Origin of the sequence: Rhizobium sp. LjRoot258 (assembly GCF_964254185.1) — a bacterium.
Classification (GTDB): Bacteria; Pseudomonadota; Alphaproteobacteria; order Rhizobiales; family Rhizobiaceae; genus Rhizobium.
This window is the reverse complement of the sequence record NZ_CAXUST020000001.1, coordinates 403087-416567: the sequence shown is the minus strand read 5'-3', so window position 1 is coordinate 416567 and position 13481 is coordinate 403087. Positions and strand designations below refer to the sequence as shown.

The 13481-nt window shown below is 60.8% G+C and carries 12 protein-coding genes, 1 tRNA gene and 1 pseudogene; 6 read left to right on the top strand and 8 right to left on the bottom strand.

Translation table 11 applies throughout. The features are described from left to right. The first annotated feature begins 36 nt into the window (after positions 1-36). A complete protein-coding gene (locus ACSQ9D_RS02095) occupies positions 37-942 on the top strand; it encodes a hydrogen peroxide-inducible genes activator (RefSeq protein ID WP_037113965.1) in 906 nt (301 codons plus the stop codon). Here the strand turns inward: ACSQ9D_RS02095 and ACSQ9D_RS02090 are convergent, their stop codons facing one another. The 5 genes from ACSQ9D_RS02090 to ACSQ9D_RS02070 form a co-directional block, all read right to left on the bottom strand. Beyond that, a complete protein-coding gene (locus ACSQ9D_RS02090; protein ID WP_436280965.1) occupies positions 943-1818 on the bottom strand; it encodes a dienelactone hydrolase family protein in 876 nt (291 codons plus the stop codon). Between the two features lie 99 nt (positions 1819-1917). After that, positions 1918-2340: an MAPEG family protein gene (locus tag ACSQ9D_RS02085; RefSeq protein WP_436280964.1), complete on the bottom strand. Its 423-nt coding sequence runs from the start codon at positions 2338-2340 to the stop codon at positions 1918-1920. A gap of 334 nt (positions 2341-2674) precedes the next feature. After that, on the bottom strand, positions 2675-3235 hold the full coding sequence (locus tag ACSQ9D_RS02080) for a hypothetical protein (protein WP_436280963.1): 561 nt from the start codon (positions 3233-3235) through the stop codon (positions 2675-2677). Positions 3236-3237: 2 nt separating this feature from the next. After that, on the bottom strand, positions 3238-4722 hold the full coding sequence (gene guaB, locus ACSQ9D_RS02075; protein ID WP_037113972.1) for an IMP dehydrogenase: 1485 nt from the start codon (positions 4720-4722) through the stop codon (positions 3238-3240). 178 nt (positions 4723-4900) lie between these two features. Next, positions 4901-5893 (bottom strand): MBL fold metallo-hydrolase, encoded by a 993-nt coding sequence (locus tag ACSQ9D_RS02070; protein ID WP_436280962.1) that lies wholly within the window; start codon positions 5891-5893, stop codon positions 4901-4903. A gap of 255 nt (positions 5894-6148) precedes the next feature. On the opposite strand from ACSQ9D_RS02070, the gene ACSQ9D_RS02065 reads away from it, so the two are divergent. Further along, positions 6149-7573 carry a DHA2 family efflux MFS transporter permease subunit gene (locus ACSQ9D_RS02065; protein ID WP_436280961.1) on the top strand — a complete coding sequence of 475 codons (1425 nt, stop codon included), beginning with the start codon at positions 6149-6151 and terminating at the stop codon, positions 7571-7573. 3 nt (positions 7574-7576) lie between these two features. On the opposite strand, the gene ACSQ9D_RS02060 is transcribed toward ACSQ9D_RS02065, so the two are convergent. Genes ACSQ9D_RS02060 through ACSQ9D_RS02050 form a run of 3 tightly spaced genes read right to left on the bottom strand, consistent with a single transcriptional unit; the run spans position 7577 to position 10289 of the window. Next, positions 7577-7960, bottom strand: coding sequence for a VOC family protein (locus ACSQ9D_RS02060; RefSeq protein ID WP_436280960.1), 384 nt, complete (start codon positions 7958-7960; stop codon positions 7577-7579). Between the two features lie 58 nt (positions 7961-8018). Continuing rightward, positions 8019-8738, bottom strand: coding sequence for an RlmE family RNA methyltransferase (locus ACSQ9D_RS02055; protein ID WP_436280959.1), 720 nt, complete (start codon positions 8736-8738; stop codon positions 8019-8021). A 9-nt stretch (positions 8739-8747) separates the two neighbouring features. Beyond that, on the bottom strand, positions 8748-10289 hold the full coding sequence (locus ACSQ9D_RS02050; protein WP_436280958.1) for a Ppx/GppA phosphatase family protein: 1542 nt from the start codon (positions 10287-10289) through the stop codon (positions 8748-8750). 256 nt (positions 10290-10545) lie between these two features. Between ACSQ9D_RS02050 and ACSQ9D_RS02045 the strand changes: the two genes are divergently transcribed. The 4 genes and pseudogenes from ACSQ9D_RS02045 to ACSQ9D_RS02030 all read left to right on the top strand — a co-directional run bounded on the left by ACSQ9D_RS02045 (position 10546) and on the right by ACSQ9D_RS02030 (position 13278). After that, positions 10546-10619, top strand: a tRNA-Gln gene (locus ACSQ9D_RS02045). 88 nt (positions 10620-10707) lie between these two features. After that, positions 10708-10881 (top strand): annotated as a pseudogene (locus tag ACSQ9D_RS02040) (DUF6538 domain-containing protein); the annotation flags it as partial. Between the two features lie 3 nt (positions 10882-10884). After that, a complete protein-coding gene (locus ACSQ9D_RS02035; RefSeq protein ID WP_436283746.1) occupies positions 10885-12456 on the top strand; it encodes a site-specific integrase in 1572 nt (523 codons plus the stop codon). 588 nt (positions 12457-13044) lie between these two features. Then, the gene (locus ACSQ9D_RS02030; RefSeq protein ID WP_436280957.1) at positions 13045-13278 is read left to right on the top strand and encodes a hypothetical protein; all 234 of its coding nucleotides are present in this window, start codon (positions 13045-13047) and stop codon (positions 13276-13278) included. Positions 13279-13481 lie beyond the last annotated feature (203 nt).

Below are 13481 nucleotides of genomic sequence, written 5' to 3'. Positions count from 1 at the left end.
CGTATTTATTGAGGCATTCGATTGGAAGAAATTATCATGCTGACACTTCGACAGATGCGCTACTTCGATGCGCTGGCAACGACGCGCCATTTCGGGCGGGCCGCCGAAATGGTCCACATCAGCCAGCCAGCGCTGTCGACCCAGATCATGGAGATGGAAGAGTATCTCGGTGCCAAGCTCGTCGAGCGCACGCGGCAGAACACCTTTCTGACGCCGAAGGGCGAAGAGGTGCTGCACTACGTCCGCGCCATCCTGCATCAAGTCGACCTGCTCGAGCAGACGGCACGAAAAGGCGGCGGAACACTCGAAGGTCTGATCCGCATCGGAATTATTCCCACCGTCGCACCTTACCTCGTCCCGCAGTTCGTTCCGCATCTGCGCAAGACATACCCCAGCGTCGAGGTAGAACTGCGGGAGGCGGTGACCGATCGACTGATGGCAGATCTTCTGACAGGGAAACTGGATGCCGTGATCGCGGCGTTGCCGCTCGACATCGAAGGCATCCAGACGCGGCCGCTCTTCACCGACCGCTTCTTCATGGCAGTGGCCGACAACGGAGAGGCAGTACTGATGTCGCCGCTGACCGAGCATGAGGTGAACGTGGACCGGCTCCTGTTACTCGAAGAAGGACATTGCCTACGCGATCAGGCGCTCGCCGTCTGCAGCGCCGGCAAGCGCAGCCTTGTGAATTTCGGCGCGACGTCGATGGCAACGCTCCTGCAGATGGTGTCGCACGACATGGGTATGACGCTCATTCCTGAAATGGCCATTCCCACGGAAACCAGCCGCAATTCCATTCGCATACTCCCGTTCACCGATCCGCAGCCGTCGCGCGAAATCGGCCTCGCCTGGCGGCGCAGCAATCATCGCGGCAAGGAAATGGAGGCGCTGGCAGAGGCGATCATCGCCGTCGCGCCTGCCCCGCACGAACTGGCGGCCTGATCAGGCGAGATTCTTCTTCAGGAATGCGACCGTCCTGCTCCAGGCCAGATCGGCGGCCTTCTTGTCGTAGCGGGCCGACGAGGTATCGTTGTTGAAGGCGTGATTGACGCCGTCATAGACGAAGATCTGGAAGTCCTTGCCGTTCTCCTGCAGCGCCTTCTTGTAGGCGTCGATGCCGGAATTGATGCGGTCGTCGAGACCGGCATAGTGCAGCATCAGTGCAGCCTTGATGTTCGGCACGTCGGCCGCCTGCGGCTGCGCCCCATAATAGGCGACGCCGGCCTTCAGTTCCGGCGATTTGGTGGCGAAGTCGTTTACCAGCCCACCACCCCAGCAAAATCCGATCACGCCGACCTTGCCATTGGAATTGTCGAGCTTGGTCAGATAGGCGAGCGTCGCCTCGGCGTTCGCCACGGTGGCGGCCCGATCGAGCTTGCTGAACATCTCGCGGGCCTTGTCCTCGTTCTGCGGTGTGCCGCCCTGGGGCGAAAGGAAATCCGGCGCCAGCGCGATGAAGCCCTCCAGTGCCATGCGGCGCGCGACATCACGGATATGCGAATTGAGGCCGCGGTTTTCGTGGACGACGATCACCGCGCCAAGTCTGCCCGAGGCATCCTTCGGTTCGACCAGATAGCCTTTCATCTCACCGGCACCGCCGGGATAGGTTACGTCCTTCCCCACCAGTCGCTGGTCGTCGGCGGCGATCATTTCCGCACTTGCCTTGTTGGCAGCGAGCATCGGCACGATGACGGCGGCGGCACCGGCGGAACCGGCCAACTTTGTCAGCCTGTCCATGAAGCTGCGGCGGTCGAGTGTCAGATGCGTGTATTCGTCGTAGGCGTTGATCATCGCCTGCGTGATTTCCGGCCTGTTCATTTGAGGTCCTCCCGTTCCCTACCTGTCGGCTTTCACCTGCGAGGGAAGATAGGTCAGTGGCCGGTCACGCAGGAACAAAACTGCGTTACTTCAAGTCGCTCAGCCGTTCGGGAAGACCATCCAGACGGCAAGCCACAGCCACATGGCACCGAGCACCACATAACCGGCTGCAAAGAGCGGGCTGCGGTAACGGAGGTTGTTGCTGGTGACATGCACGAAAGCATGCAGATAGCGCAGCGCCACGAAGACCCAGGCAAGCACGACGGCAACGAGGTTGTCGGCTTCCGTGATGTAGAGGAGGACACAGCAGGCGTAGAACAGCACCGGCAACTCGAACTGATTGGCGAGGCAATTCTTGACGAAGAGGCCTTCGGGCGGTTCATCGCGGTTTTCGCGGTAATTCGATCGGCGAACCTTTCCCGCCTGAACCAATTTCCGGCGGCGATAGCCAAGAAGCATGTAGAGGAAATAGACTAGGCCTACGTGGGCAATGATGGGCCAGAACATTTCGTAGCCGGTCATGCTGTCTCTTCCTGCCGCTTTCCGTTTGGTTTCCGTGCTGTAGAGGAAAACCGTCAGCGCCGCAAATGCCCACCGCAACGAGCGGCGGGCAAGGCTGCATCAGACCGGCGCGATGCCGCCATTGGCGAAGATCTCGGCACCCGTGAGGAGGCCTGACCCGTCCGACGCTGGAAAAAATGCGGCGGCGATCTCTTCGGCGCGACCGACGTGACCCATCGATACCTGCGAACTGAGGCAGTGAAGGAGGCCCTGCTGCTACGCCTTGTCCTTGCCGGCAAGTTCGACCAGGCCGGTTGTTTCCGTCGGGCCGGGCATGGCGGTGGCAGCGGTGAGACTATGTGTCGCCCTCTTCGCGATGCATCGCGCGAACGATGGCGAAGCGGGCAATGACGATCAGGCAGATGGCGAGGCTCGCGAACTTCACTCGCGTCATCCACGGCAACAGGCGAGCGGCATGTTCCGTCCAGGCGCTGTCTCCAAAGGCAATCAGGCTGGAGATGTTTTCGCCGTAATCGGCAAGGCCATAGATGAAGGGAAGCACATAGACGAGCGCGATCAGGGAAGGACGGATCGGTCGATTGAAGTGGGAGCCGCTAGGTCTCAACCACATCAACACCAGCAGCAGGAGTGCGGTCAGAAGCGCCGGGAAGATCATCTCCGGACCGGCATACATCGCCTGCAGCAAATTGTTGGCGATCTCGTTGTGGTCGAGGAGCTGCCGCATCCGGCCGACGGTCAATTCGTCATAACCGGAGAAATAGACATCGAGAACGGCCTGCCCGGTCTCATGCTTAAAGGGGACGACAAAGCCGAATGTCGTCCACGCAAGCACGCCGAGGCAGATGGCTGCGAGCAGCGCGATAATCCAGAGCGGAATACGGCTGCCCGCGTTCATTTTCAGCCGCCGGAGCCCGGATAGTTGGGGCTCTCGCGGGTGATCGTCACGTCGTGGGGATGGCTTTCGCGAAGGCCGGCGCCGGAGATGCGCACGAAGGTCGCACGCGCCTGGAAGTCCTTGATATCCTTGCCGCCGACATAACCCATGGCGGCCTTGAGGCCGCCGGCAAGCTGATGCAGGACGCCGGAGACCGGGCCCTTGTAGGGAACCTGGCCTTCGATGCCCTCGGGCACGAGCTTCAGCGTGTCGCGCACTTCAGCCTGGAAATAGCGGTCTGCCGAGCCGCGCGCCATGGCACCGACCGAGCCCATGCCGCGGTAGGCTTTGAAGGAACGGCCCTGGTAGAGGTACACTTCGCCGGGGCTTTCATCGGTGCCGGCGAGCAGCGAACCGATCATGACAGCGGAGGCGCCTGATGCAATCGCCTTGGCGACGTCGCCCGAGAACTTGATGCCGCCGTCTGCGATGACGGGAACATCCTGCGCTTGCGCAGCCTCGACGGCCGACATGATGGCGGCAAGCTGGGGAACGCCGACACCGGCGACGATGCGCGTCGTGCAGATCGAACCCGGACCAATACCGACCTTGACGGCATCCGCACCGGCATCGATTAACGCCCTGGTGCCTTCCGATGTTGCCACGTTGCCGGCCATGACGCGCACGGAGTTGGAAAGCTTCTTCACGCGGGTGACAGCCTCGAGAACGCGGGCCGAATGGCCATGCGCGGTATCGACGACGAGAAGATCAACGCCTGCCTCGATCAAGCGTTCAGCCCGCTCGAATCCATCATCACCGACGCCGACGGCGGCAGCGGCGCGCAGGCGGCCCTGCGCATCCTTGGATGCATTCGGGTTCAGCTGCGACTTTTCAATGTCCTTGACGGTGATGAGACCGACGCAACGACCTTCGCCGTCGATCACCAGCAGCTTTTCGATGCGGTGCGCGTGCAACAGGCGCTTGGCTTCCTGCTGATCGACGTTCTCCTTGACGGTGATGAGGCCCTGATGGGTCATCAGCTCGTGGATCTTCTGCTTCGGGTCCGACGCGAAGCGGACGTCGCGGTTGGTCAGGATGCCGACGAGACGGCCGGACTTTTCGACGACCGGAATGCCAGAGATACTGTAGGTCTTCATCAGCCCGAGCGCATCGGCCAGCGTCGCATCGGGACCGATCGTCACCGGGTTGACCACCATGCCGCTTTCGAACTTCTTGACCTGGCGGACCTGCTCGGCCTGCTCGGCGGGCGTCAGGTTCTTGTGGATGACGCCAAGCCCGCCCGCCTGCGCCATGGCGATGGCAAGGCGGCTTTCCGTGACGGTGTCCATTGCCGAGGAGATGATCGGGATGTTCAACTCGAAATCGGTCGCAATCCGCGTTGCGACGCTCGTCTGACCGGGCAAGACCTCGGAATGACCGGGCTGCAGGAGCACGTCATCGAACGTGAGCGCGTCCAAACCGGTTGGCGTTTCTATGATGCGAGCCATGGCCAATTTCCTTCAATTAAGAAAAATGCAACGCCTCCCGGAACGAATCGTCCGCACCGGCGGTGTGCAAGGGTTGCTTTGGAAGTTGGCGAGGGCTGGTAACACGTCTATGACAGGAAGGGAATAGCAAAAAGCCCGACGTGTCCGCCGGGCTTGGTATGGCTGCCATGCAGCGACCTCACAGGTCGAACTGGTAGGTCTTCGGAACGAAGCGATATCCATCCTCGTACGTCTCGACAAAGCCGACCGCCGGGAACGGCATGTGGTAGCCCAGGAAAGCGATCCTATCGGTGGCGATCATGTCGAATACCTTCCGCCGCGTTGCTGCTGCCTGCGTCTTGTCCGCGTCGAAGCGAACCTCCCAGTCGGGCTTCTGCAGCGACAAGATGTAGTGATTGGCGGTATCGCCCGTCGCGACCAGGCGCTTGCCTTCCGATTCGACATGGAAAACCATGTGTCCAGGCGTGTGTCCTGGCGCCAGCATCGCCGTAATGCCGCCCGCAACTTTGCCGCCGTCACCGATGAAGGTCGCTTTCTCGGCAAGAGGCAAGACATTGGCCAGAACTGCTTTGTGGCCGCCTTCGGCGGGCGTGCCCTCGCGGGCCTTGTCAGTCCAGAAATCGTATTCGATCTGGCCGATGACATACCGCGCATTCTTGAAAGCTGGAGCGCCAGCTTCCATCAGGCCGCCGATATGATCGCCATGCAGGTGGGTCAGCGCCACCAGCGTGATGTCGTCTGCCGAATAGCCGGCAGCCTTAAGCCCATCGCGAAGCTGGCCGCTGCCGCGGGCCCGGCCGCCCTCACCAAAGCCGGTATCGACGAGGATGACATCCGATCCGGTATCGATCAGTGTCGGCGCATAGGAATTAACGAATTTATCGGTCGGCAGGAAATTCCTCGCGAGCAGTTCCTGGACAGTCTCTGGCTTCTGGTTGGCCCCGAAGGTCTCATGGGGCTTTTCACCAATGCTGGCGCCGTCCTTGAAGACCGTAAACCTATAAGAGCCGAGCTTGAATTGATTAAATTGGGGCTGCGTCGTCGCATCCATCTTGGTCGTTTCTCCACTTGCGGCCATTGCGGCCGTCTCTTTCAAAATCATCGGCGTCGCCAGCAGGCCGATGCCCGCTGCAAACAACGCACGCCGCTTCATCCCCGACGCTACTCGCATATCCCATCCTTGCGATAACGCGCGGCATCTTTGTCGCACCGCCCCCGAATAACGAACCGCAGCCGCGTTTCTTTCGGCCGGCCGAAACAAACATGGGTCAATCTTGATCGTTGAAATCGCTGAGCAAGAGCCTCACACAGACGTGATGCAAACGTGTTTCAGAAGCGGAATGAGGGGTTGGCAGAGCCTTTCCCTAGGAATACAGAGCACTGTCCTCCCGAGCCGCCTTCGCACGACCTCCAAGGCATTTCGCGCATGAACCGCATCGTTCCGCTGATCCTCGCCGTCGCTCTCTTCATGGAGCAGATGGACTCCACCGTCATATCGACCGCCCTGCCCGCAATCGCCAACGACCTCCACGTCGGGCCGATCACGCTGAAACTGGCGCTGACATCCTACATGGTGTCACTCGCGGTCTTCATTCCGATCAGCGGCTGGATGGCGGACAGGTTCGGCGCCAAGCGCATCTTCCGCCTAGCCATCTGCGTCTTCGTCATCGGCTCCATCTTCTGCGCGATCTCATCCGGGCTGATCGAGTTCGTCTTCGCTCGCTTCCTGCAAGGCATGGGCGGCGCGATGATGACGCCGGTCGGGCGCCTCGTGCTTCTAAGAACGACGAAACGAAGCGAGCTTGTCTCGGCGATGGCGCTGCTGACCATTCCGGCACTCGTCGGACCGTTGGCCGGCCCGCCGCTCGGCGGCTTCATCACCACCTATTTCACCTGGCATTGGATCTTTCTGATCAACGTGCCGGTTGGCATCATCGGTGTCTGGCTCGCAACGATCTTCCTGCCTGAGGTTGAAGCGACGGCGCCGCCGAGGCTGGATTTCATCGGCTTTTTGCTGACATCGTTTTCGGCCGCCGGCGTCGTCTTCGGCCTTTCCGTCGTCAGCCTGCCGGCCTTGCCGCCCGTTATCGGCATCACCGCGACCGCAATCGGTCTCGTCTGCGGCTTTCTCTACGTGCGCCACGCCAAACGACATCCGGCACCGATCCTCAACCTGAACCTGTTCCGCAATCCGACCTTCCGCGCATCGACAACCGGCGGCACGCTGTTTCGCATTTGTATCGGCGCCATGCCCTTCCTGACCCCGCTGATGCTGCAGCTCGGCTTCGGCCTGACACCGTTCCAATCGGGCCTGATCACCTTTGCCGGCGCGATCGGTGCGATCACCACCAAGTTCATGGCGCGCCGCGTGTTTGCCGCGGCCGGCTTCCGCGCCACGCTGCTTTCGGCAGCGGGAGTGACGACGATCGTGACTGTCGCGACCGGCTTGTTCACGCCACAGACGCCGCACCTCGTCATCATCGCCATCCTTCTGGTCGGCGGCTTCTCGCGCTCGTTCTTCTTTACCGGCGTCAATGCCCTGGCGTTTGCCGATATCGATGATGCGCAGGCGAGCCAGGCAACGTCGATGAGTTCGGTCATGCAGCAGATCAGCCTGGCGCTCGGCGTCGCGGTTGCCGCCGCGATCCTGGAGACGTCGATCTACTTCCGCGGCGAGGCGCTGCAGGTTGCCGACTTCCACATCGCCTTTTACGTGATCGCGATCCTGACCGTCGTGGCGACTATCCCCTTCATCCGGATGGACAAGAGCGCTGGCGCGCTGGTCTCTGGTCACCAGGCAAAGCGCCTCGCCCCGGCGGCGATCGAGGCAGAGCAACAGGCCGTGAAGTAAGGGCTATTCCGGTGTCTCGCAGACGGCGCTGAGCTTGTTGCCGTCCGGATCGCGAACATAGGCGGCATAGAAATTGGCATGGAACGGCCGCAATCCCGGCGCGCCTTCATCGACACCGCCGGCGGCAAGCGCTGCGGCATGGAATGCATCCACATCCACGCGGCGCGCGGCATGAAGCGCGACCATCGAACCATTTCCGCTCGAGGCCCGCCGGCGGTTGAATGGGGTGACGATCCAGAGCCGGCAGCGGGTGTCACCATCTGCCGCATAGCCGATTTCCTCTTCGGAGTAGCGTTGGCGGCGGTAGCCGAGCAGCGGCAGGACGATGTCGTAAAACCGCCGCGCCTGATCGATGTCGTTGGTTCCGAGGGTGACGTATAAGAGCATGGTACCGGGGCGTTCCAAGTCTTGGGAGGCCGATCATCACTCAAGACCAGCCCAAAGATCAAGCTTCCGTGACGTCTGGATCCGCTTGGCGGCCCTTGAAGCCTTTCGCCAGCAGGAACATCTCCACGGATTCGGCGCGCGACGACGCCGGCTTGACGTGGACGACCTGCTTGAAATGCCGCTTCAGCATGTTGAGCAGATCGCGTTCGGTGCCGCCCTGAAAGGTCTTTGCAAGGAAATGACCGCCCTCACCCAAAACTTCGACGGCAAACTGGGCCGCCACTTCGCAGAGGTGCATGGTGCGCAGATGGTCCGTGCGATGGTGGCCCGTGGTGGGCGCCGCCATGTCTGAGATCACCAGATCCGGGGTGCCGCCGACGGCTTCGATCAACTGAGCCGGCGCTGAGGGATCCAGGAAGTCCAGCTGCAGGATCTTCACGCCCGGCAGTTGAGTCATCTCCAAAAAGTCAATCGCTGCGACGCGGATATCCTCATCGGTGGAACCTGTTACCTTGGCAGCGATCTGCGACCAGCTTCCGGGTGCAGCACCAAGATCGATGATGCGACGAGCGCCCTTCAGGATGCTGTGCTTCTCGTCGATCTCGAGCAGCTTGAAAGCGGCGCGCGCGCGATAACCCTCCAGCTGTGCACGCTGCACATAGGGATCGTTGATGTGGCGCTGCAGCCATTGCCGCGATGACGCCTTCATCTTCTTATTCTTGACGCGCTGGCCGAGTTTGCGGCCGGTGCGGTTACCCGCAATCGTTGGCTTCGCCATGCTTGTCCCCTATTTGCCGCGCTGCCCGCGGCGGTTGCGGTGGCGCCGCCAGACGCCGTCATCCGCCATCATGTCTGTGAGCAGGCCTTCCCTCAAGCCGCGATCGGCAACACGCATGCGCGGGCTCGGCCAGCGGCGGCGGATCGCCTCCAGAATGGCGCAGCCTGCCAGCACCAGATCGGCGCGATCGGGCCCGATACAGGGATTGGCGGCGCGGCTGGCGAAATCCCACGACAGCAGCTTTGCCTGCATCGCCGAGACCTCGTCATCTGAAAGCCAGATGCCGTCGACCTTGCGCCGGTCGTAGCGCGGTAGGTCGAGATGAACGCCGGCAAGCGTCGTCACGGTTCCCGAGGTGCCGATGAGATGGAAATCGTCCGCATGACCGATATCGATTGCAGGGCAATCGAAGCTGCCAAGCATGCCTTCCACCTCCACGACCATGCCTTCAAAGACATCCGGCGTGACATCACGTCCGCCATGGCGCTCCGAAAGCGTGACAACGCCGACGGGAAGCGAGGTCCAGTGGGTGATGTGATTGGCGAGGCGATTGAAACGGTTGTCGCCGATGCGGATCACCGCGATTTCAGAGGAGCCGCCGCCGATATCGAAGAGGACGACCGAGCGCGTCTCCCGTCCGACAAGCGACGAGCAGCCGGAAACGGCGAGCCGCGCTTCGGTTTCCCGATCGATGATCTCGAGCTCAAGACCGGTCTCTGCAACCACGCGCTCGAGGAATTGCGCCCCGTTGCTCGCTTGCCGGCAGGCTTCGGTCGCGATCAGCCGCATGCGGCGGATTTCGCGGTTCTTCAGCTTGGAGGCGCAGACACGCAGCGCATCGACGGCGCGATCCATGGCGTCGTCGGAGAGGCGACCGCTTGCCGCCAATCCCTCGCCAAGGCGGACGATCCGGGAGAAGGCGTCAACAACGCGAAACTGGCCCGGCCGCGTTGGCTGGGCGATCAGCAGACGGCAATTGTTAGTGCCGAGATCGAGAGCGGCATAAAGCTCATCCGGCCAAGGATGTTCGCCTTGGCTGCGCTGCCCGCCGTCGGACTGGCGTGCCGCACGATTGTCGTTCTGGCCGGTTCGCGATTCAGTGACCCCGTTCCGCCCGGTTGGGGCCGGCTGCTGCGGCTGGGCCGGATGTCCCACCGGCTTTTCATGCACCAGCGGACGTCCCTGGAGGCCGCGCTTGCCGCGATGCTTGCGGCGATTGCGGCGGCTCGGCACGGATTCGCTGTCGCTGCGAACGCCTTGTCCGGCGGTTGCGGAGATTTCGTTGCTTGTCCGTTGCGGCTGCTGCCCGGCTTCGCCGGAGGCGCTCGCACCACGACGGCGACGCTTTCGCTTATGCGCCGCGTTGCCGGCTTCGATTGGGCGTGCCGCCTCTCCGGTATCGCCGGAGAGGACATGCTGGGCGGACTGGTTCGCATTGCGGGATTGCCCGCCACGCTTGCCCTTGCGGCGCCTGGACTTCTTGCCGTCCTTGCGCCCTGCCGCCAACGCCCCGTTACCTTGCGGCCTTGAGCCGCCTTCGGGGTCTTCCACGTTCTTTTTCCATCGCGCCGCGCAAGTCCAAAGGTATGCAGCAGGCGCTCATTCGATTTTGCGTTGCCGCGAAGATACCAGCGCATGGCGAAATCGCCAAATTCTTTTTGCCACGGGCGAGAATGGACCTTTTGGCGCGCATCAAAAATACATCACCAGGTCGCTGTGGATTTTTTTCGAAACGGGTATTTGCAATCCGTGATGTTTTGGTTATAAGCGCCGCACAGCAGCCAAGCCATGCTTCGGCAGCTCCTGCTGGGGAATAGTTCAATGGTAGAACGACGGACTCTGACTCCGTTAATCTTGGTTCGAGTCCAGGTTCCCCAGCCACTTTCCTTGTTATAATTCAACAACTTAGCCTCATGTCGCCAGCGCTGGGAATACCCCCACGCTGCACCCCCACAAGGTGCCTTTGGCGATGTCAAACTTCCTCCGGCGCGAAGCCGATTCCTTCTTCTTCCGGCGGCGCGTGCCCGCTCCTCTTCGAAATCGCCTTGGCCAGACCGAGATATACCGGTCCTTAAAGACCACCGTGCGAAGAACAGCCCGAGCGCGAGCGGCGCACCTGTTCATTGCCACGGAGAAACTATTCCGGATGCTGGAAGAAGAAGACGACGAATTTCCTTTGACGGATGACGACATCCGGGTCGCGGTGCGCAGATGGCTTGACACGAGCCCCTGGAAGCAACGCCTCAAGATCGTGGATGACATGTCACCGGGAGGCCTCCGGGCATACCATGAATCCTTGCCGAACACGCTCCTCAACATGAGTGCGGATGACGGCGTCTCTTATGGCGACAATCTCAGTCAGGAAGCGAACGCAGCACTGGACCATTCAGAATACTTCGACGTTCGAAGTGGCGACCGTCTTCGAAGGACGGCGGCTGCGCTCCAGGATCAACTACGCGAATATGTCGATCGCCGTATGCAGGCTGTGTTCGGGCAGGAAACCGTTGCCGCCAATTCCATGCCGACCGTAGCGGCACCAGCAGCGCCGCCGGAACCAGCCGCAAACATGACGAAGCTCTCCAGCTACATCAAGGATTGGCAGAAGGATATCATCGCCGGATACAATCACAGCAAGGGACTCGGCGACGAAACCACGGACCAGTATCTTAAGACCGTGCAGATGTTCATCGCGCTGATGGGCGACCTTCCTGTCGGAAAGGTCACCTTCGACACAGCCGCCGAGTTTCGGGAGCTTGTCCTTCAGATGCCGGCAGCCCACGGGAAGGGTGCAACGGAGTCTCCGAAGAAGGAACTGGCCCGCGCCAAAGCCGACAAGACCTTGCCCCGCGTAACCATGAAAACTGCGAAGCGCCACTTCTCGGGAGTGAATTCGCTCTGGAAATGGCTCATATACAAGAAGCACATCCCTGCAACCGTTCAGCCGTTTTCGGGGCACTCATTCCCGAATACGAAATCGAAGAAGTCCGCGCGCGACGACTGGTCACGCGAGGACCTGCAACGGCTCTTCACATCCCGCGAATACCGCGACGCACCGGATTCCAGCGCTCTGCACTGGCTGCCACTCATCTCCCTTCACTCCGGCATGAGGTTGGAGGAGATATGTCGCCTGCGGCCGGGTACGGATATCATTGCGAGGGATGGCATACCTTGCTTCAACATTACCGCACGAACCGGATGGGACCCCAAGACCGAGTCCGGAACTCGACTCATTCCTATCCATTCCTGGCTGGTCCAGCACGGATTCATGAACTTCGTCGATCAACAGCGCTCCAGGGGTGCAGAGCATTTGTTCTCCCCGGAGCTCACGCTCCATAAAGGCAAGCTCAGCTCAGGGTTCAGTCGCCAGTTCTCGAAGTTGAAGATCGATCTGGGCGTCAGCTCGAAGACCTCGTTTCATTCCTTCAGGCACAGCTTTCGCACAGTTCTCGGTTCGACGCGACTTCAGAACGATCATATAGATGCCGTCATGGGGCATGAAGGTGGAGGCAGTGAAGGGCGCACCTACACCAAGCGATTCACGACCGACGTGCTTCGGGAGGTCGTTGAGACCTTCAAGTCCCCTCTTGAACTTCGTTTTCTCGGCGCGGCAGCAACGAACGCACCGCCGCCGCCGCCGAAGGCGGCCGTAAAGAAGCGGAAATTAACACCGCACGTCCTTGATGCGAATGGCAGGATCGTTCGAGGGCGGAAGGCATAGCTTTCCGGCCGACACACGGAATGCTTCATCGGAGGCAGTCGATCCCGCGTCCCGCCGTTGGCGGCACTATGTTGACGCTCCTACGGCTGCCTCGGGAACCGCTGAAGCATGCGCGAATTCCCGCTCTGACGGCGCTGCCGTCGCTATGCTCAGAGCTCCGATATGCTCTCCCTTTCCCCTGGCACGTTCTTCGGCCGTGCTTCTTTTCGTGATCCGCCCCGGCAGTTAGCCTCACTCTCTTCCATGTCGATGCTGCACTGCCTTCGACCAGAGCCACGTGTCTCTGGTCGATCCGCCCCGCGGACCGGCGCTCCCGCATAGACATGGAACCTTCTCGCTCGGTGACGGCCAGCGCGACGGCTCCTTGATGCCCTGCGGGCACCGCCATGCCCTTTTGGGTCAAGGCGGAACAAGAGCCTATGCCGCCGCGCTGCCCGTCAACCCCGCCTGCAGTCGTGCCCTTAGGACTCGCGTTAACGACTTGGACGCCTTCGTTCCGGAAACCTTGAAGATGATTTCCAGATGCCTGGGCTCAACCTCTGAAACCTGCAATAAAACTTGGGTTGTCAACGGTTTAGGTGAGCTTCAATGAAGACGAAAACAACCGTAGTTCGTGGCCTCGGGATCGATGTCATCGTGGTCGAGACGATGCACACGGATGCCGTCAGCACACTCTTCTACGTCGCCACGATCTTCGTCAGAGAACGCATGACGGGCACCGAGAAGCTTGTCAGACGGACACGTATCCCTGGTTCCGGGCAGGAACTTGCCCGTGCCGTCCAGCGAATGGGTGTCCGCGCTCTGGATCACCTCACAGCGTGATTGCGCACATGGTTAAAAACCTTTACCGACCGGAGCAAGGATTCAACTTTACGCTGCAAGGATTCGATGCCATCGAGTCCTTGCGCTCGGTCCAGCGAATCCTTTGGCAGCCATTTTCCGACAAGGATTCCATGGCGAATCCTTGAAGAATATCAATATGATGCTTCACTTTGATCCGGTTGACACCTCCCAATTGATGTGCT

Coding starts and splice junctions, on each gene's coding strand:
- ACSQ9D_RS02095 (WP_037113965.1), top strand. CDS start 37: ATGCTGACACTTCGACAGATGCGCTACTTCGATGCGCTGGCAACGACG.
- ACSQ9D_RS02090 (WP_436280965.1), bottom strand. CDS start 1,818: ATGAACAGGCCGGAAATCACGCAGGCGATGATCAACGCCTACGACGAA.
- ACSQ9D_RS02085 (WP_436280964.1), bottom strand. CDS start 2,340: ATGACCGGCTACGAAATGTTCTGGCCCATCATTGCCCACGTAGGCCTA.
- ACSQ9D_RS02080 (WP_436280963.1), bottom strand. CDS start 3,235: ATGAACGCGGGCAGCCGTATTCCGCTCTGGATTATCGCGCTGCTCGCA.
- guaB (WP_037113972.1), bottom strand. CDS start 4,722: ATGGCTCGCATCATAGAAACGCCAACCGGTTTGGACGCGCTCACGTTC.
- ACSQ9D_RS02070 (WP_436280962.1), bottom strand. CDS start 5,893: ATGCGAGTAGCGTCGGGGATGAAGCGGCGTGCGTTGTTTGCAGCGGGC.
- ACSQ9D_RS02065 (WP_436280961.1), top strand. CDS start 6,149: ATGAACCGCATCGTTCCGCTGATCCTCGCCGTCGCTCTCTTCATGGAG.
- ACSQ9D_RS02060 (WP_436280960.1), bottom strand. CDS start 7,960: ATGCTCTTATACGTCACCCTCGGAACCAACGACATCGATCAGGCGCGG.
- ACSQ9D_RS02055 (WP_436280959.1), bottom strand. CDS start 8,738: ATGGCGAAGCCAACGATTGCGGGTAACCGCACCGGCCGCAAACTCGGC.
- ACSQ9D_RS02035 (WP_436283746.1), top strand. CDS start 10,885: ATGCTGGAAGAAGAAGACGACGAATTTCCTTTGACGGATGACGACATC.
- ACSQ9D_RS02030 (WP_436280957.1), top strand. CDS start 13,045: ATGAAGACGAAAACAACCGTAGTTCGTGGCCTCGGGATCGATGTCATC.